We start from the raw sequence: 21,988 nt of genomic DNA, 5'->3' as shown, positions 1-21,988 counted from the left end.
TATGAATTAAAAGTTGATAGAAACTGAACAGTAATCCTCCTTTACCGTTCAATTTATCTGAAGAATTGACTGTAAGATAACATTAAATGCAATGTTTTTCAATATATGATTTTAAACTAACGATCATTTGGGGTTAGTTACCCTAATACTACCAATTTTATGGCAAATAAATGATGACTTAAAACCATATATTTGTTGTATGAATCCTGTAGAAATCATAAAAAAGAAGCGAAATGGTGATTCTTTAACTCCCGAAGAGATAAATTATTTTATCTCTCATTACGTTAAAGGTAAGATACCCGATTATCAGAAATCAGCGTTGCTAATGGCTATATATTTCAGGGGTTTAAATGATGATGAGACCCTTGGCTTTGTAAAAGCTTTTATTAATTCAGGTGAAAGGGTTGATCTGTCACATATCAAAAAACCTAAGGTAGATAAACATTCAACAGGCGGAGTTGGGGATAAAACTTCCATAATATTGGCTCCGCTGGTAGCATGTTTTGATGTTATCGTGCCAATGATGTCAGGCAGGGGATTGGGTCACACAGGCGGAACGCTTGATAAGCTTGAATCAATACCCGGGTTTAACGTTCATTTAAGCATACCGGAGTTTGTTAAGAACCTGGAAAAGCTGAATGTTTCTATGATAGGGCAAACCGAAACATTAACTCCCGCCGATAAAAAGATCTACGCACTGCGTGATGTTACAGCTACAGTTGAAAATGTGGGACTCATAACAGCAAGCATAACTAGCAAAAAAATTGCAGAAGGTTCTGAAGGTATAGTTTATGATGTTAAAGTTGGCAACGGCTCAACCCTGCCAACGTATGAAAAATCAAAAGAGCTTGCTTCCAAGCTACTGAAAACTTCAAAAGATTTTGGACAGAGTGCAATTGCTGTACTAACGGATATGAGCTCTCCTTTAGGTTATGCAATAGGTAACTGGGCGGAAATAATGGAATGTATTGAGATAATGGATCCTGCAAGAAAAACATCACCGCTCTCCAAAGATCTTTACGATGTAACGTTATATCTTGCAGGAGCAATGTTAATGATTGCAGGCAAATGCAAAGATATAGAAGAAGGTATTGCAATGGCTGAGGGTAAGTTAAACAATGGTGAGTGCTTTGAAAGATTCAAGCAGCTTGTAAAAATGCAAAATGGTGATCTTTCTGTAATTAACGATCTTGAAAAATACCCCAAAGCATTATTTTCTGATGAGGTCACAGCAAGTGAGAACGGATACATCGCCGGGTTGGATGCCCTGACTTTCGGTTTAGCGGCTGTGAACCTTGGATGCGGCAGAAAGACCGTTGAAGATAAGATAGATTATTCATCAGCAATACTTCTTGAGAAAAAAATCGGTTATAGTGTTAACAAAGATGATATTGTATGCCGGATCTTTGGAGAAACTAAACAACAGGTGCAAAGCACTATAGAGATGCTTATAAATGCAGTTAAGATCTCCGCTGAGAAGCCTGCTGAAAAAGGAAGGATTATTGAAGTCATTAGTTAAAATTGCATTTAAAACCGTTACTACCGCTGCAGTTCTGGTTTTGTTGATTTATTTCGGTTGGAAATATATTATTCCAAAACTGGATCAAAAGGACCTTAAGGATAAACGTTCTTACACAGTGAAAAAGATCTTTGACGGAGATACTTTTGAAGCTGATATTGACGGAAAGTCAGAAAAAGTAAGAATGCTGGGTATTGATACTCCTGAAAAATGGGATTCCGATAAATTTGAAAGGGATTCAGAAAGAACAGGCAGAGATAAAGAAACCATCAGGAAGCTTGGGCAGCTTTCATCTGATTATACAACCAGGCTTATAGGGGGCAAAAAAGTAATACTTGTACCGGATAGCAAAGGCGATGATAAGGATAAATACGGCAGACTGCTGAGATATGTATATCTTGAAGACGGAACATTTGTAAACCTGAAGATAGTGGAAGATGGCTATGCCAATGCATACAGGAAGTTCAATGTTTCTAAACAAAGTGAGTTCATAAAAGCAGAAAAGGAAGCCAGGGAAAATAAAAGAGGTTTATGGGGAGATATTGAAGGGCTTAAATATCTTGATTCACGTGATAAATGAATGTTTCTTATTTTCAGATATTTCGTTATTTTTACATTATAAAATTCCATAAAGGGGAAAATAATTAAGGAGACAAAATGAATAACAGGATCAATTTTAACAGGATTAAACTTTTCGCTTCTTTAGCTGTCTTATTTTTAGTAGTTGTATCATGCTCTAAGCTGCAGGATCTGACAGGCGGTGACAGGCTTTATTTCTGTGAAAAATATACTACTAAAGAGATCGGTGAAGGCACAAAGTTCACTACCGGCACAATTACAGTGATGCTTAAGCTTAAAAAACCGATTGGTGTTACTTCTGTTGATATCAATGTTACAGATGTTGCTTCAGGAAAGGCTGTAGAAACATTTCCGTTCACAGTACAATCAAGCTGGGATTATATTCACTTTGATGATGTAGAATTTAAAGAGCCCGGAAAATATAAGGTCAGCTGCTTAAAGAAAGACGGTACCGTGATTGCAACAAATGAAGTTGAAATAGTAAGTAAATAAAATTTTATAATAGTACATCTTTTAAACGGGCATAACTTTATGCCCGTTTTTTGTTAAAAATACTGAAATGAAAAAATACTGCGGAGCTTTGCCGGTTTTGTTTTTACTTTTGCTCTTTAGCAGCGATACTTCCGCACAGCGCGTGCGCGGGAACCGTTTGCTTGATATACTTGGCCAGACTGCATATTCATACCTGTTGAATGCCAACAGGCCCGGTTACGGTGTTGACGCGTTTACAACTGAAAAAGGTAAAACTAATCTTTCAATTGGAATTTCTTACGGAGATGAAGTTATTGATATTCCGGTTTCTGTTAGTTATGGAATTACTGATAATTTAGAGCTCTCAGGGGGACTTTCCCCGTTTACTGAAAGCTACAATTTCCAGGGAAATAAGGTCAGCGGCTTTGGTGACTCATACCTTGGAATTAAATATTCCTTTCTTGAAACGGATTATTTAATTCACGGTATACAGGGTATCGTTAAGCTTCCAACTGCAAGCCAGTCAAAAGAGCTTGGCACAGGTAAAGCAGATTTTTATTTCGGGATTGCACAGGGGTATGTTAACGGCAGATTCGGGTATGACCTGAGCTTTGAGCTGAATTTGCTGCAAAGGCGTGACTTTCCTAATACAAAAAAATATCCTGCAGTTATTCAGAATCAGATAGACAGCGCCAAGAATTCATACAATTATTCAATTGAACCTGAAATTGTAATTTCAGGAGGTCCATCAGTTGATATATCGAAAAATGTTTCTTGCTACGCCGGATATTCATTTACCAGAAACACACGGCTTAACTATAATTCTCATAGCATATACAGCGGGCTGGGATTTGTACTTTCCAAGAGAATTGGATTTTCAATTGGCAGTTCATACGGACTTGAAGAGGCCGGAACCTGGGGCATTTCAGGGGGCTTAGGTTATACTTTTTAGTGATTTAAGCCAATAACTATAGGATTAATCTTTATACAGAAATCAATTATTATGATTGTTATATTGCCTTTAAAATTTTGACCAAAAATTAAATTATGTCCATCCTCGCCGGGGAAAAGTTTGAACTTAAACTTCTGCCTTCAAAAGCTGTTGCATTACATGAAGAATGCGAAGGTAACAGAAGCAGCAGGCTAGTTGACCGTTTTAAAGATGAGCACGTTCTTTATAATCCGTTAATTGTTGCTAAATATAATGAGAGCCATATACTGATAGATGGAGCAAACAGGTTTGAAGCTTTAAAGCAGCTGGGCTGCAAAGCAATATTGGCACAGCTTGTAGATTATGCTTCAGAAGAAGTTGTACTTAAAACCTGGTATCACTATGTCAGCTTTATGACTATGGCAGAACTCACAGAGTTCGCATCATCAGCAGGGCTTAAGCTGAAAAAAATCCAAAGAACAAAAAATACTGCTTCAGCATGTGATTTACTTGTTTACTCTTCAGAAGGAGAAGCTGTTTCAGTTACGCTTGATAATGACCTGAAAACCATGTTATCTCAGCTTGCGGCACTAAACAGGTATTACGATGAAAAGTACAGCTACACCAGGATAGACAGTGATACGGATATTTCTGATGTAAAAACACTTTCGCCTGATGAAGGGCTTTTGTTCGTGTTTCCGTGTTTGAAAAAAGAGGATATTATAAAAATAGCTGGATTTGATCAAAAGCTGCCGGCGGGTATTTCAAGGCACCTGATACCTAACAGGGTACTTCATATTAAGATACTTATTGATGCTCTTAATACGGATGAAAATATTGATAAACGCAACGAAGAACTGCAGAAACATATTCAGCATAAAATAGATTCAAAAAAAGTAAGGCTTTACAGAGAGCCAATTTTAGTTTTTGATGAATAAAACGGAGCTGTTTAAAAAATAATGTTTGAAAGATTCATTGCCGGAAGATACCTGCTTTCAAAACGAAAAGTTCAGTTTATTACTGTAATTACTTTAATTTCCGTAATAGGGCTATCTGTTGGCGTTACTGCTTTAATTGTTATGCTTTCAGTGTTCAACGGATTCAATAAATTCCAGCTTGATACTCTCACAGGTTTTGATCCGCATATCAGGGTGGAAGCGGATACAGGCTCCACGGTTACTGACTATGCTTCGCTGATAAGTAAAATTTCAGTGGAATCAAATCCTACTGAAATTGCTCCTTATACAATGAACAAAGGGGTTATTTCAACTAAAAAAAATAACATAGTTGCCTTTGTAAAAGGCGTTGATGATAAAAAAATATCGGGACTCTCTGATGTAAAGGATAAAGTGAACCTTGGTACTTTTGAATTCCGTGATAATGATGAATTCGGCGGCATAGTGCTGGGCAACAGCCTAGCTGCCAAGCTTGAAGCAAGAGTGCTGGATACTATCACAGTTATGAGCACAGTTGGAATGGAAAAAGCTTTAACACAGATAATAACTCCCAGGACACAGAAGTTCATAGTCCGCGGGATATTTGACGCAAATAACCGTGATTACGATAAGCTTTATTCATTTATTTCAATACCCAAATCACAAAGCCTGTATGACCTTAAAAATGCAGTTAACGGTGTTGAGCTGAGGATAAGTGATATTGATAATTCTGAGGAAACAAAGCAGAAACTCAGAGCAGTATTAGGAAATGGCTACAGGATCAATTCATGGTATGACCTTCATGAAGACCTTTATTCAGTTATGAAGGTTGAAAGGTGGACCGCTTTTATAGTTCTTTCACTCATAATAGCAGTTGCTTCATTCAGTATTGTAGGCTCATTAACTATGACGGTTATAGAAAAGAAGCGGGATATTGGCATATTAAAGGCAATGGGTACTAAGAACTCCGGTATACTTAAGATTTTTATGTTCGAAGGTATTTTAATAGGTATTTACGGCACTGTTTTAGGTTCAATTTTGGGGCTTGGCGTTTGTTTAGCACAGATAAAATTTAAATTCTACCCGCTTGATAGCATGGTTTATTCAATTGACGCATTGCCTGTTGATATAAGATATACTGATTTTATTTATGTGGGCTTATGCGCTTTGTTGATATCATTTGCTGCCTCATTATACCCGGCATTTAAAGCTGCAAGGCAGGAGCCTATAAAAGCTATTCGCTGGGAATAATTAGCTATGTGCAATGTACAATGAACAATGTACAGTGAGCAATGAAAATGTGTATATAAATAGTATATAACATAATCAGAATATCTAAAATCACAAAGAACTAGAAATGTAGTCGAGGTCTTTCAGGCCTCGTTAAAAATTGCAGGAAAATTTTGGATACAGCAAGAAAAGTAATAATAAAAACAAAAGGCTTAACCAAGGAATACCAGGTATCTAAAGTGGAAACACTGAAGGTATTAAAGGGTATTGATACTGAAATTTATGAAGGCGAGGTAATAACAATTGTCGGACCTTCAGGTGCCGGAAAAAGCACATTGCTGCATATAATTGGCACACTTGATAAGCCAACCAAGGGCGAAGTAATTTTTGACGGCGAAGACGTTTTCAGTATGGGAAGCAATGAGCTTGCAAGGTTCCGCAATACCCGTATAGGCTTTGTATTTCAGTTTCACCACCTTCTGCCGGAATTCAGCGCAATTGAAAATGTTTGCCTGGCTGCGATGATATCGGGTAAATCGATGAAATCGGTGGAACAAAAAGCTAAAGATATACTAACCGAAGTAGGACTTGGTGAAAGGCTTCATCACAAGCCGTCAGAACTATCAGGCGGCGAAGCTCAAAGAGTTGCAATAGCCCGCGCACTGATAAATTCACCCAAGGTTATACTTGCAGATGAGCCGACTGGAAATCTTGACACAAAGAACAGCGATGAAGTTATGCACCTGATATTTGACCTGCGCAAAAAATATAATCAGACATTCGTAATTGTAACGCACAATGAAAAATTCGCAGAAATGACTGACCGCACACTGAAAATGGTGGATGGATTGATACAGGTTTAATAAGTACTTTTAATTCTTCTTGTATATTGTCATTCCTGAATGGCAGGAATCTTATTTGTAGAAAGCTGTAAAATTCAGAATAAACTATTAATTGAATAAAAATATAGTAAATATAATAACATTTTTTCTATTATTGATATCAATTAATATCATTACCTTTACACAGGATACAACAAAACCGCAAACAGCCCCCGTAAAAAAAGAAGACACATTGTATGTTCAGAATTTTATTCTGGCTGACCATAATTACCAGTACATAAACAAAACATCTCCCGATACTCTAACACGCCGCAGATTTTTGTGGTACCCTGCCAAAACTCTTGAGGATATTTTTAACTATATACCGGGATATTATACAAAATTCATGGATGTTGGCCAGCTTAACCCTGTAAATTACAACCAGCAGCCTTATACCAGAACTGGCTTGCTTAGACATGGCAGACCGATTAATGATCCGCTGGATGGTTCGATAGATTATAATTTGTTTTCAAGGAATGAGATAGCGGAAATTGAATTTTCAGGTGACTACAGCAATAATATTTATGGATACAGCAACACAATAAATATTATTCAACGGCAGCTCTTCCAATTCAGACCATATACTGAAATAAGCTACTACCAGGATAGGTATGAAAATCTTTACTTTGACGGAAATTTCCACCAGAATTTATTCCGTAAGCTGAATTTTAATTTTGGCATAACAAAACACTCCTATGACGGGCATTATACAAACAGCGATTTTGATAAATGGCTTGGCAGGTTCAATTTGACATTTGCTCCAAACAATAAGCTTAATTTTTTCGCTTATGTAAATTATGCAAGGATCCAGAAAGGGCTTAATAGCGGTATTGATCCTGATACTGTTAACCTTGGGGATAAAGGCGAAGTTTTTGATGCTACAGAGGCATTTGTGTTTAACGGTGATGCATACGATATAAAAGAAAGATTTGATGTTGATCTGGGAACAATTTTCAAAACCGGTAAGAATTCCAGAACACTCATTCAGGTTTTTGTCAGCAATTCATTCCGCATGTACAGGGATGAAGAGAATCGCAGCAATCCCAACGGTATTTACGAAAAAAATAATTACCAGTGGATTAATTATGGAATAAAATTAAAAGAAGAATTGAATTTTAGCTTATCCCGCGCGTTAAATTTGTATTCTAATACTGAAGGAGAATATAATTATACGATTAAAAATTATAATTTTAGTTTTGGGACTGAGCCTTTTTACAGAAATACTAAAAATATTAATTTTATTCAGGAGCTAACCTTAAAATATAACGATCTGTTGCTCTCCGGATTCGTAAGGGGATTTTCTGAGGCATTTGATTATGAATATTACGCTGCCGGTTTTAACAGCATTAGCATTACTCCCGGCGCTAGAGCAGAGTATAAACTGAAATTTTCGGAAAGCGAAAACATGCAGTTTAAGCTGCAGTACAGTTATAAGGATAACCATGTAAGCACTTCAGCAGTTTACAAGAACGATTTCATGAATGTGGGTACAGAGTTTTATTATTACAAAACGAGAACTTACGATTACTATTTTACCCTGCTTAATTATCCACCTTCAACTGTATTCAGAGGAGTAAATTTATTTTCTGAAATTAAAGTGTTTAAAATTAAGATTGGATTAAATCATTCATACTCGTTTAGAAATGATCATAATATGGATAGTCCTGAAAATTATGGCAGGATAAACTTAGCATGGGAAGACAATGCCTTCAAGAATAAACTTGAATACAAAATCGGACTTGGAACCCGCTATTGGTCAGAATACAGGGCACTATATTATTCCGGTAGTGCAAATACATTCCAGCCGTTTATATTCGAATTAAATTCATTGGAAAGAAGCATTAGAATCCCTGCCAACGCAACATTAGATTTTTACATAATGGGCAGGATAGGCAAAGCCACTTTTGGGTTAACTTTTGAAAATATTCTGGACAGGATAATTTATAACACGGGAGTTTACCCGTTCATGGATAGGGGAGGGTTCTTAAACGCAATGTCAAGGTTTAACATTACGTGGAATTTCTTCGATTAACACTTCGCATGCTCCCATTACATCACTTACTTCAACAAGTTTAATACATTTGAATTCATCCTTACCTTTATAAATACAATTTACGGGTTTAGGTGAATTAAAAAAACAGGGTGAGCAGTCCAGCTCAGTTCGCACAATAATATGCCGGTTTTGCCAGGGGTAAAGCTCTTTGTAATTGGTATATGCAAATACCGCTACCTGCGGTATTGCGAGTCCCGCAGCCATATGCATTAACGCTGAATCATTGCTTACAAACAGGCTGCACTTTTCCATTAATGCCAGAGATTCCATCAGGTTCTTAGTTTCAGGGATAATTACATTTTTACCCCCGAGAGTCTGTATCATTTCGTTAACATCTTTTTCAGTGCCAAAAAGCAGTATTCGCGCGTTATATTGCATAACAAGCTGTTTTGCTAGAGAAGCGTATTTAACCGGTGACCAGCGTTTGTTAATATGGCCTTTAAAAGTTGCTGAGCCTGCATGAAATCCAATGGTTAATTTATCATTCAGCCCGTTATCGTTAAAATATTGTTCGGCAAAGTCCGCGTTATCGCGGGTTAAATATACCTCAAGCGGCCCTGTTTCTTCAGCATTCATGCCCGGAAAAGCAACCTTAACAAGCTCAAAGTTTTCTATGACATTGTGCCTGTCTTTAACCTCATCGATCAAAATATTATTCAGGAAATCCAGGTTAGACTTTGAGTAATTATTATACCTGTGTGCAATTTTTACCTTCGCCCCCTGGAGGTATTGTACAAGATTATATTCCCTGCGGTTAGAAGGATAAACGTTTATTGATACATCATATTTAAGCTTCCTGAGCTCAAGGGTTTGTTTTAACGATTTGAATTTAGATTGTTTGAGGAAATCTATAAAGTAAACTTTGTTTACATGCGGATTGTTTCTAAACAGGTCTTCAACCGGTTTGAACATAACGGCAATATCAATAATGCTTTCGGGTGAGTGTTTTTTCAGAAGGGCAAGCGCAGGTGTGAACATTAATGCATCACCAATACCTGATAACGCGTTAATTAATATTTTCATACCTGATTTTACGAGTTAGTTTTTGTAATGACCGCGAAGGCGGGCATCAGGAAAATAATTTAGTACAGACCTGTAAACAACAGAAAAAGCTTTAACTGGTATTAAGGCTTTCTGAATATCACAAAATACTTATCATTAAAATCTACCTTGGTAAGTACTTCTGAATTCCCGTAAACCTTTTGATACCATTCAATTCCGCGGGGTTTTTCGATCCGGTTCAGGCGAAGCTTGTTTGCAAGGTAAACGTTCTTTGCCGGGTCCCACATGGTAATTATCAGCTTTGCGCCGCTTTTTAATGAGCGCCACAGGTTATCCATAGCCTTTTTGAATCTCTCATCATCTGTAATATGCTGGGTAACGTCTATCATAACGCCAAGATCAAAAGTATTTTCAGGCAGCCTTACTTCGCTGATATCACCGTGTATAAAATTATACTGCGGGTATTTTTTCTGCAGGTTTATAATCGATATTTCGGCAATATCATTACCTGTATAATTCTTTGCGCCAAGAGAGCTGAAAAAATCTGTCCAGTAGCCAACACCTATTCCAATTTCAACTATATTCATATCAGGCGTGATCTCAATACCTGCTTTTTTCATTTCACCCATAAGCACAGTTTTCTTTTCCTCGTACATCTTAAGGTTCTCTTCATTGCTAAGGCGGTAATGCCCAACGCCTTTCAGGTCAAATGAGTTTGTCAGCAGCTCATTCCAGAAAGTTTTAGGCTTGTAGTTGAACATCATTTTGAAGTATATCTTAATATCGTTGTATAGTCCCATAAATTAATTGTCCGTTAGCTGCTATCTGCCCAGCATTTCAGGCGCGTACTTTCTTATTTTATTTAAATTAGCCATTGCATTGGCTGTATCGTTTTTTTCTGCGTAAAGCTGGTATAGATAGTAATGTGCCATTACGTTGTAATCATCCAGCTGAACCGCTTTCTGATAATTTTTAAATGCCTCATCCTTGTTCTTCTGCTGCATATAAATGTCGCCAATCATCTGATATGGTGTGCCCCAGCCTGCGGGTCCCGCAGCAGCTGACTGCAAGTACAGATTGATGGCTTCCTGCAGCTTGGTTTTATCCTTTGTAGTGTTCATTGCCTGGTTATACAGGTTTACAAAGGATTTTTGGTAATTCGGATTCGGGGGAAGCTCCGTAATCTGCTTTACTTCATCATCAGTTTTGCGCTTATACATTACATCAGTAAAGCCTGCTTCTTTTATTGTGAAATAATACGGGTAGTAATATTTCATGAACTCATTGCTTGTGAATAATCCGCGCTCAGCATAAGCGCTGGGCTTTATGCCCGTTGAAAAATAAATATAATCAGGCTTGCGGCTCATAATGTACTCAACATTATAATTTCTTTCCCTCCAGCCTACATCTTTGCTCGAAATCTCAGGTATTGGCTTCGGATTGTGCGCCACTTCCTTATCTGTAAGCCCAAGCATATCTATTAAAATCACATCTGAATAATATGAAATTGCCCCTATAGTTGTGGCTGCTACTGTGAGTGGTTTGCCGTTTTGTGTCTGTTTATTTTTCAGCCAGCCTGCGGTGAGCTTCATTTTTTCAACAAGTCCATTTTCAAGCTCAGCGTAACCCTTAATCGTTTCGGCTTCATTGCTGTATGTGTAATATAACGAGCCTCCTATTATCAGCAGTCCCACAACTGCGCCCATTGCCATTTCACGCTTTTTATCGAACAGGCTCACAAGCATTGCTAGCCCTTCCTGCACCAGGATAAAGAATACCGGCATAATTGGTACAAAGAAACGGTTAGGTCTTAATACATCGCCGCCTACAAAGATCACGTAAACAGTAAATACAACAAATATCATTACAAGGTAAAGATAGCTGTAGAATTTTTCTTTTGAAGTTAGGGTGTAAAATGCTATCAATACAAATAAGCCGTAAAATCCGTATGATTTCAGGAAGGTCCAAGTATAATCAAACCCTGTAGCGAAGTATTCAAGCGATGAACCTGTTTTTGCATAGAATGTATTTGGCAGCATATAACCGTAATATGAATACCGCCATATCATGAATATAATTGCAGGCACAAGGTAAAGACTTAACCAAATCAGGTTATTTTTACTCAGCAGAGTTTTAATCGGGGAAATGCCTTCGGCACGGTTTTGTTTGAGTGTAATTATAAGCTTATGCAGAACTGTAACTGCAAAAATCAGGTTTCCTTCGGGTCTTGTTAACGCAGCAAATAAAAATACCAGCGATGAAATTGGGAAGCCGTCGGAATTTTCCCTTATCTCTGTGAGATATAAGTATATTCCCAGTGTTATCAGGCAAGCGAACAATCCTGTTTCCATTCCGCTGACAGCCCAATAGGCAAACGAACCGTTTGCGGTAAGCATTGCCGATGCTGAAAGCGTGAATACCAGATTATATGCTGAACCCTTGGTTTTAGGGAATATTTTTGACGAAATTAAATATGTGAAAAGTAATGTCAGAAGCGAAGAGATTATCCCAAGTACCTGTGATGCTGAGATAAAATTAAATCCAAGTGATTTTACTCCGGAGAGCAGTATAACCCAGAGAAAGCATGTATAGCCTTCAACACGTTCTCCGATATTGAATACGAGCCCGTTGCCTTCGGTGAAGTTTTTCACATACCGGTAAGTAATAAAGGAATCATCCTGTATAAAATTGAATGTCCTTGCGTAATAATAAGCTATAAGAGCAAGCAGGCCAACACCGATAAAACCGTATATCTTAACATCTGCAGCTACAGGCTTATTCTGTGTTTTAACCGCCGTTTTTTTTACTTGTTTTTTCTGGCTCAATAAAAATTCTGAATAATTTTAAACTGATACGGCAGCCACCTTAAGCAAATAATATTGCTATGATAGCTGCCGTAATTGAAATTGTGATCTATTTACTCTGCTGCTTCTGTTTCATGTTCTCTATTTTGTTCTTAACCTCAGGGTTATTGGGCGAAAGCCTGTCAAGCTTATACAATATATCCAGCGCTTTTGCGTAATCATTTCTTGCTTCGTAAATATCAAGCAGCAGCTTGTATGGATTCCAGTATGACTGAATATCATTCGGATTCTTGTTCATTGCGTCAATTGCTTCTTTTTCAACTATGGGTGAGAGCTCATTGAACTTAGCTATATTATCTGCTTTCAGATACTGCATGGAAACATCGTATAATATTCTGTAATCGTATGGAATTATATTTTTCGGGAATAAAGCTTCCATCCTGTCAAGCACCTGGTTGGTTTTTGCTTTATCGCCGCGGTTCACATATTCATACGCGAACTGCAGGTACTGTGTGCGGTAGCTTTGTACAGCATTGGTTTCTACCTGGTTGAAGAAAATATCCGGATTCTGGAAGTTCTTAAAGAAGTAGCCATCCTGCGGGGTTTTTGAATAACCTGCGGGAGTTTCCATGAAGTTCTTCCACATTCTTTCTTCATTTATCCTGAACTGTGTAAGGCCATCGGCTTTAAACGGCACAATGCGCTTAGCCATACCTTCCTGTACAACATATTCTTCAAGACCGATGAAGTTATCTTCTGTAACTGTGGCTGAAAAATACATCGGCCTTTGCCAGTTGTTTGTTTTAACTATATCAAATATCATCTGGTCCTGAACTTTAACAGCTTTTACATTGCCGGATGCGAAAGTGAACGGCATACGCCATGAAAGCTTATCAGGTGTCTGGTTCTTTGCTTTGAGTGAATCCGGGTAAGCTGTAGGCGGAACAGTTACGCTTACAACCTTGAAATCACCCCATTGAATAGGGGAAAGGCGTTTTATTTCATCATCACTGTAGCTGATCGGTACTTTTAAGCTGCCGTAAGGCATTGAATTCTTCATTTCAAGTATGTACCAGTCAGTATTCAGAAGGCTCAGATTAACAACCCTTACATCAGTTCTGTAGCCTTCAACTGCCTGCAGGTACCATAACGGGAATGTATCGTTATCACCATTGGTAAATAGTATTGCGTCTTTATCGATACCCTGCAGAAGGTTATAAGCATACTCAAAAGGAACGGTATTATCATTCCTGTTATTGTAATGGAAATTCGTTTTGAACATCATACCCGGCACCATAACAAGACATGCTGCAAGCACTGTACCTGAAATTATCTTATTCATCTGGATACTGGGAAGGCTTTCTTTAATAAGCTCCAAAATGCCCATTATACCTATACCGATCCATAATGAATAAACAAAGAATGCCCCGGTATAGAAGTAATCTCTTTCCCTCGGCTGCGGGTCCTGCTGCCTTTGGAAGAGCGCTGTGAATACACCCATAAGCAGGAACATCCAAAGGAATGTAAGACCCAGCTTCCAGTCCTTTCGGAAGTGGTAGAAGAGCCCGAAGAGCCCGATGAGGAACGGTATGGCTTTAAATGCCGTAGACCAGAATCCCGCTGCCCCCACCACCAGCAATAAAATTACACTTACTAAGCTGTAAAGATATTTTTGAGAAGAATAAAAATACATCGATGCCAGCAGCAATGCGCTGAGCCCGATAATTATCAGCATTTTTGAGCCGCTTGATGCGTTCCAGCCGATACCAACATCCTGGTCATAACTTTCTCTGCCGATAAACTGCCAGCCAAGGTAGCGGTTGAACATCTGATTTATCTGGTAGCGCCACATGAAATCTATATCACTCGTGTACATAGACCATGTCCTTTTATGCATCGGTTCCTGTGAGTATCTCCTTGGCCAGAAAGGTGCATCGCCGTACTGTTCACGGCTAAGGTATGATACCAGTGAAGGAAGATTTTTCGGATCGTTCTCATCGATAGGGATATTATCAACTCTAGCCCTTAATATTACTCCGGCATAGATCGTGTATCCCAGTATAACGAGGAAGATAGCAGAAAACGCAACGGCATGAGTTTGTTTTTTATTTTTGATAGCCCAGTAAATGCCGTAAATAAGCGCAGGCGCTATCAGCGCAGCAAACAATGTAACAGCCCCGCTGTCTTCTATCTTAAATGCTTTAATATCGCCGCCAAGCCATGTTGGGAACCAAATTACTGTTATCGGGTAAATGGCAATGAACGCGGCCGCAGAAATTGCGACTGCTATTAAAAATCCTTTTCTTTCGTATTTGTGTTTCCTGAAATAGAATATAAAACCGGCAACCAGAATTACCTGTACAACAAGCAAATGGATACCGAGAGAAATACCAACTATAAAAGCAACAAGAAGCAGTATTCTTTCATTTCCTTTTTCGTCAGCTTTTTCCCACCAGTGCATAAGCAGCCAGATACAAAGCCCGACAAGCATTGTTCCCAATGCGTATACTTCAGATTCCATAGCGTTGAACCATTCAGCGTCACTGAATGTAAATGAGAGCGCGCCTATGGCTGCGGCTGAATAGATCATTATTGCATCCCAGTTATTTGTTATCTCTTTTTTCCATACCTTAATAACAGAAACTATTACGAGGTATAAAAATGCCGCTGTAAAAGCTGAACTTATTGCCGCAAGAGCATTCATCCTTAAAGCGGGATTTGACCCTATTGGTATCATTGTAGCGACTTTACCAAGAAGGATCCATAACGGCGCGCCCGGAGGGTGCGGAATGGAAAGTGTATATGCGCAAGCAATGAACTCACCGCAGTCCCAAAAAGAAAGGGTTTTCTGCATGGTGTATAAATAGGTAATAGCGGAAATAAGCAGCACTATTCCGGCAAAAATGTAATTCAGCCTCTTATAATTCATGTATTTGGTAAAATGTTATGAAAAACAAATATATTTAATCATATGGTCAGTTTCAATGAAAATCGAAGTTTTTTGAGGGTTATTTATTTGCTGATTTTATAGAATTGCAGCATGAAACTCCGCTAAAAACTTAATGAACACTTGTGAAACTGATTACCTATTTCCCAAAATTAGCCGCCGGAATCCCGCTCTGGCAGGAATTACAGAAGCCATAGAACGCCGATGATGCCGGTTGTTTAAATATTCAGGTAAAAAGTGCTTATATCTTAAGTTTTTAAATCCCTTCTTTACAAGATACACCCGTGGGTGTAACGCAGTCAAGCAGAATGATCCATATTTCATTTTGACCACCCCATTCAAAACAATATGACGATTGTTTTGAATTTCCCCTCCTAATAACAGGAGGGGAGCTTTGTTATAATTCAGTTATATCCGTTTCATCAGTGTTCGATTAATTTCAGTCCATGCATAAAAAAAGGGACGCAAAATTGCGTCCCTTTTTGATAAAAACTATTTAATGATGATTTTATTTAACAAGTATCATTTTATTTGTCTGTACAAAATCACCTGCTGTTAGCCTGTAAAAATATGAACCGCTTGGCAATCCGGAAGCATTGAAGTCATATTTATATGTTCCGGGTTTTAATTCCTGGTTAACAAGAGTTGATACAACCTGACCAAGTGAGTTAAACACAATTAAATTAACCTGATTAGTTTTAGCTATACTAAACTCAATGTTTGTAACCGGGTTAAACGGATTTGGGTAATTTTGTTTAAGCGCATATTTTTGAGGAATTTCAGTGCTTATATTCTGAATGCCGATTGGATTGTTAACTTCAACATCATCTATGTGCATAAAAACGCCGTCCGTTGTCACATCCATATTATACCTGAAGCCAACCCAAACTGTCTGCCCTACATAAGAACTAAAATCAACTGCGAACTGGGTAAATTCACCCCAGGTTCCCGGACCTATGACCTGTGTTTCATAATAATGAGTAAATGATTGAGGTGTTGAATCAACTGTACTTATCCATATCTGAAGACTATCCAGTAAAGTAGGAGTACCTCCTGCAAGCCAATAAGTCATGATTGCTGATGATGAATGGACCTGGATCCTTTTTGAAACCAGCCAGGCATCTGAAACTGTACTTGTTCCGGTATTAGTATCTATTCCTGTATACCAGCTTACTCCAATAGCTTTTAAGCCTGTATGTGAACGAGATAACCTTATAGCGTTAACACCAGGTAAAACTTTGCCTGTGTCTCTAACTGTCCAGTTTGTAAAAGGCTGTATTGGAAAATTTGCCCTGTTATATACACTCCAACCAGCAGGAAGAGATGTAGAGTCGTTTGACTCAAACCCTTCTGTCCAGTTCTGGGAAAATACAGAGCCGGATATTATAGATGTAAAAAAAATTAATAGTAATGCTTTCTTCATGTTATACCTCCACGAGAAATATATAGTTAATTGAGTTAAGAGAAAGTTAACCATTTCTTAACTGAAATTCCATTGAAAAAAATATAAAAATATGTAAAAATGTGTAATAAATTGAATTAGATATAACAAAATCTTAAATTTGTAAATTAAATTACAACTACTATGAAGATAATTACAGGCGGTGCAGGATTTATCGGCAGTGCAATATGCTGGAAACTGAATAAACAGGGGATATCTGATATTATCCTTGTTGATGAAAATACTAACGGCTCAAAAGAGCAGAATATTTCCGGTTTAAAATTTTCAGACTACATCGATAAAGATATTTTCTTAACCAAAATTAATAAAAGCGCTATCAATTATAAGGTTGATACTATTTATCATATGGGAGCTTGCAGCTCAACCACTGAAAATAATATGGAATATCTTATCGAAAATAATGTAGAGTATTCCAAATCACTGGGAAAGTGGTGCCTAAATAATAATGCAAAGTACATATATGCCTCAAGTGCGGCTACTTATGGCAATGGTGAAAACGGATTTGATGATGATATTGCTATCATCCCAAAACTAAAGCCGCTGAATAAATACGGCTTATCTAAGCAGATGTTCGATATGTGGGTGATTGAAAATAAACTCCTTGATAAGTTCACAGGACTTAAATATTTCAATGTATTTGGTCCTAATGAATCACATAAAGGTGATATGCGCTCAATGGTGAATAAAGCATATGACCAGATAAAAGAAACCGGTAAGCTGAAATTATTCCGTTCACTAAAGCAGGAATATAAAGATGGCGAACAGCTTCGCGATTTCGTATATATAAAAGATGCAGTGGGTATGACCGTGTTTTTTGATCCTGTTCTCGGCTCAGGGAAGAATAAGACAGGTATCTTTAATATAGGCTCAGGCACTGCTTCAACATGGCTTGCTGCAGCTGCTGCTGTATTTAAAGCTTTAGGTAAACAAATGCAGATTGAGTGGATCGATATGCCTGATAATATTAAAGACCAGTACCAGTATTTCAGCAAGGCAAATATCACTAAGCTTCGTGAAGCAGGGTATAATAATGAAATTATGAAGCTGGAAGTTTCAATTGACGACTATGTGAAGAATTATTTGATCCCTGGAATTACTCTTTCAGTTTAAATTTCATAGACACTAAGGCGCGAAGTGCACTAAGATTCACAAAGTATTGAATGAAAATTAAATTTTATGGATTCTGAAAAATCAAGTAAGTTCCTGCCATTAAGCGAAAGAGAAGAAGAAATCGGAAAAATTATTGTGAATTCTGCTTTCAAAGTTCATAAAGCTTTAGGGCCAGGTTTACTGGAAAAAATTTATGAGATTTGTTTTGTCTATGAACTGCATAAGGCAGGCTTAAACGCTGTCAGACAAATCGATCTTCCGGTAAGATATGATGGAATGATTTTTGAAGAAGGACTTAGACTCGATGTGTTTGTTGAAAATCTGGTTATTGTCGAAATAAAAGCAGTTGAACAGGTAAATCCATTATGGAGCGCTCAGGTATTAAGCCATTTGAATCTTACAGGAAAACGTTTAGGATACTTGATTAATTTTAATGTAGAATTGATAAAAAATGGAATTAAAAGAATTATCAATTGACAGTGTATATAATTATTTAACTTTTAAACTTTCCGGAATTTCTTTGTGTACCTTGGTGGTCTTTGTGACTTTGTGTCTGTAGCAATATAACTTTAGGATTTTGGATGCAGAAATCTGTTGCTTACCTCACTGCTTCCCATTCTTTGCTAACCGATTTATTTTTAAAGAATACTGAAAAGGAATTTTTTGTCCAGTCGCCCAGCACCTTCAGGTATCCGAATTTCCTGTATCTGCGGGGTGATTCATACACAAGCACATCATTCAGGAATTTTATCCTGCCTGAACCAAGCTTTTTTATCCTTCGGTAAAGGTCGTAATCTTCCCCTGCGGCAAGCAGCTCATTATAACCGTTCACTTTCATAAATACATCGCTTCGTACCATTTGGCACTCACCCCTGCCCATACCCATTCCAAGCTTATTGAGCAAACGAACATAGTTATTATAAAACCCATGGAATAATCTATCGGATAAACGGACATCTTCCGGGAATACATGAAACCTGCAGGTAATGGCAAGGTTCCTGCTGTCGCTGAATTCCGTCACAGTTCTTTCAAAGAATTTATTTACATCCTGAAGGATGGTATCTGCGTTGATAAAATAAAGGTATTTTCCGTCCGCAGCTTTTGCGCCTGCATTTCTGCCCTGGGGAATGTTTTGCTTAACTCCCGGGATAGCATGCACTACTTTATCTACATTATCTGTAAGCAACGAAAGTGTTTTATCGGTGCTGCCGCCGTCAGAAATGATTATTTCTAAATTGAACTTGTTTTTTATTTGTTGAGTGAATTGTTCAAGCGTTTTAACGATGAGTTTTTCTTCGTTAAGTGTGGGTATTATTACGCTTATTTTGGGGATGTTTTGCAAAATGCAGAAATCTTTAACAATATTTTAATACACCGTTACACAAAATAATAGGAGTGTAATGAAAATTACACTCCCAAAATTTGTTTTTAGAAAACTGTTTTTTAGATCAGCTGGCCCTGTTCATTTCAGCTACCATTTTAGCATAGCCTTTTTTCTTCAGTGTTCTGAGAGCACTTGTTGAAATCTTCAGGGTAACATATTTATTTTCTTCCTCAACCCAGATCCTTTTGGTGCGTAAGTTGGGAAGCTGTTTTCTTTTTGTTTTATTATGCGCGTGGGAAACGTGGTTTCCTGATAGCGGTTTTTTTCCGGTTAATTCGCAAACTTTTGACATTGTACTGTTTTCTTTTCCTGGTTAAAAAATTCTTACTAAAAAATAAACTGTAAACAGTTATTGTTACGGTTTATACGGTTTCAAAGATGATTCATACACCTTCTGCATTCTTTCCAAGAATTTCCAGGTGCCTTTTTCAGTTTTAACTGATTCTATGAATTTTACGTTCAGCAGTTTAGTTTCTTTTCCTGAATCCGGATCAATAACTACTTCAGCTTTTTTGCCTAATTTTCCTGCTTTATCTGCAAATGTTTGTTGTTTAGCCATCGGTTTATGATATGTGAAATTGTATTAAAGCTACAAAAATAAAAGAAAAATACTTAAAAATAAAGTCCATACCAGACTCCCTCAGGAGAAATCTTTACTGCAGGTGCCGGGAAATGGTAAAAATTGAGTATTTTCTTCAGTTTTTTCATAAAATCTGATTTTCCCGGAAGCTGATTCACATCCCAGTCAAGTGATAAAAACCATTCGACTTTGGCAGTTCCGCTGCCTGTAACATGCGAAGCGTTCTTAATGCTCATCCCGACAGCTAAAGCGAGGAAATTCGGGTATAATTTAGCTTTTGTCACTTCTTTTGGCAAAGCAATCATTGGATTAACGCTTAACCAAAAGGTCATATTAGTATAATCATCCAGAAGGTCATCCTGTGAGCTTGAAGTTTTTGATTTAATCCAGCCCGGTTTAAAGCTCCATTTAAAATTAATATGCCTGAAAGGCTTCACTTCTTCCTGTATAAAAGGATAAACCGCACCGAAAACATTTGCGCCCATATCACCCCAGTCAAATCCCCAGTTCGGAGCGAAACCGTCGTTTATTTCAATATATGTTTCGTAAGCCAGGGATGTAATTGCACCGTATAAAAGAGATTTAGATGGGGAAATTCCAGCCCATTCATAAGCAACAGAAGTAGCAACTGTGAAAAAATTTGCTGTATAAATATGCGAAGCTTTATCCATATTCCTGGCGTAATATCCATCTGCCGCGTATTTAAAATAATCCCTTTGATCTTTCCACCATGTGTTTGAATAATAAATATGGAATCCGGTAAACACACCTGCACCAACTACACCAAGTATGGTTAATTTTAACGGGTCAGCTTTATATTGCTTTATTTTACGGGGAGTGCTGTTCTTTTCATAAGAAAGATCAGTAATTGATAGTTTTTTTTCAGCAAAAGTTTTTTTAATGCCATTGAGATCAGGCTTGAAAAATTCTGATTTTTGCTTTTCTTTTAGCTTAAGCTTTATTTCTGATAATCCTTTCAGGCCTGATGCTTCCTCAGCATTAATAGTGATAGAAAATATCAATAATGCAGTTAAAGCCGTTATAAGTTTATCGGAAATATTTTTTTTCATCAGAAGTTAACAATATAAGTTACGCCGTCTTTATTAAATCTTAAAGCAGGCAGAGGAAGAAAGCGGAAATGGTTGATTACATTTTTGAACCAAAGCATAAATTTTGAATTGCCGGGAATGATGCGCTCCCAGTTCAGATCAAGTCCAACATAATAATCTGCGTAGCGTTTATCATATTCCTGGTAATGATTTACACCATAACCGGTTACAATATTCAGGTAATCCGGCCAGAATTTCTTTGCCTTTTTACCAAGGAAATCATGTACATTTACTGATAGCCACATTGTTTGGCCGTTATAATCATCAAGAAATGCGCCGTTCTTTTTACCGCTTGTTATATCCTCGGAAGGGTAATAGCTCCATTTAAAATTAAAGCTTCTAAGCGGCTTCCAGTAATACTGCGCTACGGGGTATAATGCTCCGGTTACGTTGCAGATCTGGTCACCAACTGAAAATCCCCAGTCCCTTGCGAAGCCGTCTTCAATTTCCACATCGGTCATATATGCAATACTGAATGCAGCTCCGAGCCACACTGAAGCGGTAGGGTTAAATCCAGCCCACTCAAACGCACCTCGGTAAATAGCCTGTATTAAAGCTCCGTCAAAAAAGTGTCCGGTTTTATCAGCACTCATCGCATAATCCCAGTCATTTTGAATGTGAAATTGCCCGCGTTGCCCGCTCCACCATGCATTTTTCTGATAATTATGCAGCCACCAGAATGCGCCAGCGGTTACACCTGTAATTGCTGCAAATTTATAGTAGTTTATTTTATATTTTGGCTTCATGAACTGGCTGCCGCTGTTAAGCTTTTTTTCAGTGCTGCTTTTGGTTGAATCATTAAACCTGAATTTATCTTTCAGCTTTAATTCAGGCTTATATACCATATAACTTTGAGAATATGCGCCGAGAGTAAATATTAAGCTTGCAAGTGAAACAATTATTATTTTAAATGTATTTATCAATACAGTCAATTAATCAAAATTTTTATTTTAATTGCTGTAAGTTTAACCTAAAATCTTCGCTTATTCAA

The 21,988-nt window shown here is 37.6% G+C and carries 20 protein-coding genes; 10 read left to right on the top strand and 10 right to left on the bottom strand.

Annotated elements, in window-relative coordinates; all coding sequences use genetic code 11:
• Positions 1-199 precede the first annotated feature (199 nt).
• The 8 genes from J0M37_13180 to J0M37_13145 all read left to right on the top strand — a co-directional run bounded on the left by J0M37_13180 (position 200) and on the right by J0M37_13145 (position 8,578).
• The gene (locus J0M37_13180; GenBank protein MBN8586037.1) at positions 200-1,519 is read left to right on the top strand and encodes a thymidine phosphorylase; all 1,320 of its coding nucleotides are present in this window, start codon (positions 200-202) and stop codon (positions 1,517-1,519) included.
• Positions 1,503-2,099, top strand: a complete 597-nt coding sequence (locus J0M37_13175) for a thermonuclease family protein (GenBank protein ID MBN8586036.1) — start codon at positions 1,503-1,505, stop codon at positions 2,097-2,099. The genes J0M37_13180 and J0M37_13175 overlap by 17 nt, the downstream gene beginning before the upstream one ends.
• A gap of 77 nt (positions 2,100-2,176) precedes the next feature.
• Entirely contained in the window at positions 2,177-2,590 is a 414-nt protein-coding gene (locus J0M37_13170; GenBank protein MBN8586035.1) for a hypothetical protein, read from the top strand.
• Between the two features lie 67 nt (positions 2,591-2,657).
• Positions 2,658-3,521 carry a hypothetical protein gene (locus J0M37_13165; protein MBN8586034.1) on the top strand — a complete coding sequence of 288 codons (864 nt, stop codon included), beginning with the start codon at positions 2,658-2,660 and terminating at the stop codon, positions 3,519-3,521.
• A gap of 95 nt (positions 3,522-3,616) precedes the next feature.
• A complete protein-coding gene (locus tag J0M37_13160; GenBank protein MBN8586033.1) occupies positions 3,617-4,438 on the top strand; it encodes a hypothetical protein in 822 nt (273 codons plus the stop codon).
• Between the two features lie 21 nt (positions 4,439-4,459).
• On the top strand, positions 4,460-5,686 hold the full coding sequence (locus tag J0M37_13155) for an ABC transporter permease (protein ID MBN8586032.1): 1,227 nt from the start codon (positions 4,460-4,462) through the stop codon (positions 5,684-5,686).
• A gap of 218 nt (positions 5,687-5,904) precedes the next feature.
• Positions 5,905-6,528 carry an ABC transporter ATP-binding protein gene (locus J0M37_13150; protein ID MBN8586031.1) on the top strand — a complete coding sequence of 208 codons (624 nt, stop codon included), beginning with the start codon at positions 5,905-5,907 and terminating at the stop codon, positions 6,526-6,528.
• Between the two features lie 133 nt (positions 6,529-6,661).
• Positions 6,662-8,578 carry a hypothetical protein gene (locus tag J0M37_13145; protein MBN8586030.1) on the top strand — a complete coding sequence of 639 codons (1,917 nt, stop codon included), beginning with the start codon at positions 6,662-6,664 and terminating at the stop codon, positions 8,576-8,578.
• On the opposite strand, the gene J0M37_13140 is transcribed toward J0M37_13145, so the two are convergent.
• The 5 genes from J0M37_13140 to J0M37_13120 all read right to left on the bottom strand — a co-directional run bounded on the left by J0M37_13140 (position 8,543) and on the right by J0M37_13120 (position 16,775).
• Complete coding sequence (locus J0M37_13140) at positions 8,543-9,622, bottom strand: glycosyltransferase family 9 protein (GenBank protein ID MBN8586029.1); 1,080 nt, start codon at positions 9,620-9,622, stop codon at positions 8,543-8,545. The genes J0M37_13145 and J0M37_13140 overlap by 36 nt on opposite strands.
• 101 nt (positions 9,623-9,723) lie before the next feature.
• Positions 9,724-10,401, bottom strand: a complete 678-nt coding sequence (locus J0M37_13135; GenBank protein ID MBN8586028.1) for a class I SAM-dependent methyltransferase — start codon at positions 10,399-10,401, stop codon at positions 9,724-9,726.
• Positions 10,402-10,422: 21 nt separating this feature from the next.
• Positions 10,423-12,426: a hypothetical protein gene (locus J0M37_13130; protein ID MBN8586027.1), complete on the bottom strand. Its 2,004-nt coding sequence runs from the start codon at positions 12,424-12,426 to the stop codon at positions 10,423-10,425.
• Between the two features lie 88 nt (positions 12,427-12,514).
• Positions 12,515-15,334, bottom strand: coding sequence for a DUF2723 domain-containing protein (locus J0M37_13125; GenBank protein ID MBN8586026.1), 2,820 nt, complete (start codon positions 15,332-15,334; stop codon positions 12,515-12,517).
• Between the two features lie 526 nt (positions 15,335-15,860).
• Complete coding sequence (locus J0M37_13120) at positions 15,861-16,775, bottom strand: T9SS type A sorting domain-containing protein (protein MBN8586025.1); 915 nt, start codon at positions 16,773-16,775, stop codon at positions 15,861-15,863.
• 162 nt (positions 16,776-16,937) lie between these two features.
• Between J0M37_13120 and rfaD the strand changes: the two genes are divergently transcribed.
• Positions 16,938-17,924 (top strand): ADP-glyceromanno-heptose 6-epimerase, encoded by a 987-nt coding sequence (gene rfaD, locus J0M37_13115; GenBank protein MBN8586024.1) that lies wholly within the window; start codon positions 16,938-16,940, stop codon positions 17,922-17,924.
• Between the two features lie 66 nt (positions 17,925-17,990).
• Positions 17,991-18,401, top strand: coding sequence for a GxxExxY protein (locus tag J0M37_13110; protein MBN8586023.1), 411 nt, complete (start codon positions 17,991-17,993; stop codon positions 18,399-18,401).
• Positions 18,402-18,522: 121 nt separating this feature from the next.
• On the opposite strand, the gene J0M37_13105 is transcribed toward J0M37_13110, so the two are convergent.
• The 5 genes from J0M37_13105 to J0M37_13085 all read right to left on the bottom strand — a co-directional run bounded on the left by J0M37_13105 (position 18,523) and on the right by J0M37_13085 (position 21,920).
• On the bottom strand, positions 18,523-19,266 hold the full coding sequence (locus J0M37_13105) for a glycosyltransferase (protein ID MBN8586022.1): 744 nt from the start codon (positions 19,264-19,266) through the stop codon (positions 18,523-18,525).
• 106 nt (positions 19,267-19,372) lie between these two features.
• A complete protein-coding gene (rpmB, locus tag J0M37_13100; GenBank protein MBN8586021.1) occupies positions 19,373-19,600 on the bottom strand; it encodes a 50S ribosomal protein L28 in 228 nt (75 codons plus the stop codon).
• A gap of 63 nt (positions 19,601-19,663) precedes the next feature.
• On the bottom strand, positions 19,664-19,867 hold the full coding sequence (locus J0M37_13095) for a hypothetical protein (protein ID MBN8586020.1): 204 nt from the start codon (positions 19,865-19,867) through the stop codon (positions 19,664-19,666).
• Between the two features lie 53 nt (positions 19,868-19,920).
• Positions 19,921-20,958: a DUF2279 domain-containing protein gene (locus J0M37_13090; GenBank protein ID MBN8586019.1), complete on the bottom strand. Its 1,038-nt coding sequence runs from the start codon at positions 20,956-20,958 to the stop codon at positions 19,921-19,923.
• On the bottom strand, positions 20,958-21,920 hold the full coding sequence (locus J0M37_13085; protein ID MBN8586018.1) for a DUF2279 domain-containing protein: 963 nt from the start codon (positions 21,918-21,920) through the stop codon (positions 20,958-20,960). The genes J0M37_13090 and J0M37_13085 overlap by 1 nt, the downstream gene beginning before the upstream one ends.
• Positions 21,921-21,988 lie beyond the last annotated feature (68 nt).

The sequence above is a fragment of the Ignavibacteria bacterium genome (assembly GCA_017303675.1).
Taxonomy (GTDB): domain Bacteria; phylum Bacteroidota; class Ignavibacteria; order Tepidaquicellales; family OLB5; genus OLB5.
This window is presented reverse-complemented; position numbering and strand designations above follow the sequence as displayed.

What these genes read in the sequence shown, in the direction of transcription:
- J0M37_13170 (MBN8586035.1), top strand. Translation starts at nt 2,177, where the DNA reads ATGAATAACAGGATCAATTTTAACAGGATTAAACTTTTCGCTTCTTTA.
- J0M37_13120 (MBN8586025.1), bottom strand. Translation starts at nt 16,775, where the DNA reads ATGAAGAAAGCATTACTATTAATTTTTTTTACATCTATAATATCCGGC.
- J0M37_13180 (MBN8586037.1), top strand. Translation starts at nt 200, where the DNA reads ATGAATCCTGTAGAAATCATAAAAAAGAAGCGAAATGGTGATTCTTTA.
- rfaD (MBN8586024.1), top strand. Translation starts at nt 16,938, where the DNA reads ATGAAGATAATTACAGGCGGTGCAGGATTTATCGGCAGTGCAATATGC.
- J0M37_13140 (MBN8586029.1), bottom strand. Translation starts at nt 9,622, where the DNA reads ATGAAAATATTAATTAACGCGTTATCAGGTATTGGTGATGCATTAATG.
- J0M37_13155 (MBN8586032.1), top strand. Translation starts at nt 4,460, where the DNA reads ATGTTTGAAAGATTCATTGCCGGAAGATACCTGCTTTCAAAACGAAAA.
- J0M37_13090 (MBN8586019.1), bottom strand. Translation starts at nt 20,958, where the DNA reads ATGAAAAAAAATATTTCCGATAAACTTATAACGGCTTTAACTGCATTA.
- J0M37_13125 (MBN8586026.1), bottom strand. Translation starts at nt 15,334, where the DNA reads ATGAATTATAAGAGGCTGAATTACATTTTTGCCGGAATAGTGCTGCTT.
- J0M37_13095 (MBN8586020.1), bottom strand. Translation starts at nt 19,867, where the DNA reads ATGGCTAAACAACAAACATTTGCAGATAAAGCAGGAAAATTAGGCAAA.
- J0M37_13160 (MBN8586033.1), top strand. Translation starts at nt 3,617, where the DNA reads ATGTCCATCCTCGCCGGGGAAAAGTTTGAACTTAAACTTCTGCCTTCA.
- J0M37_13165 (MBN8586034.1), top strand. Translation starts at nt 2,658, where the DNA reads ATGAAAAAATACTGCGGAGCTTTGCCGGTTTTGTTTTTACTTTTGCTC.
- J0M37_13135 (MBN8586028.1), bottom strand. Translation starts at nt 10,401, where the DNA reads ATGGGACTATACAACGATATTAAGATATACTTCAAAATGATGTTCAAC.
- rpmB (MBN8586021.1), bottom strand. Translation starts at nt 19,600, where the DNA reads ATGTCAAAAGTTTGCGAATTAACCGGAAAAAAACCGCTATCAGGAAAC.
- J0M37_13110 (MBN8586023.1), top strand. Translation starts at nt 17,991, where the DNA reads ATGGATTCTGAAAAATCAAGTAAGTTCCTGCCATTAAGCGAAAGAGAA.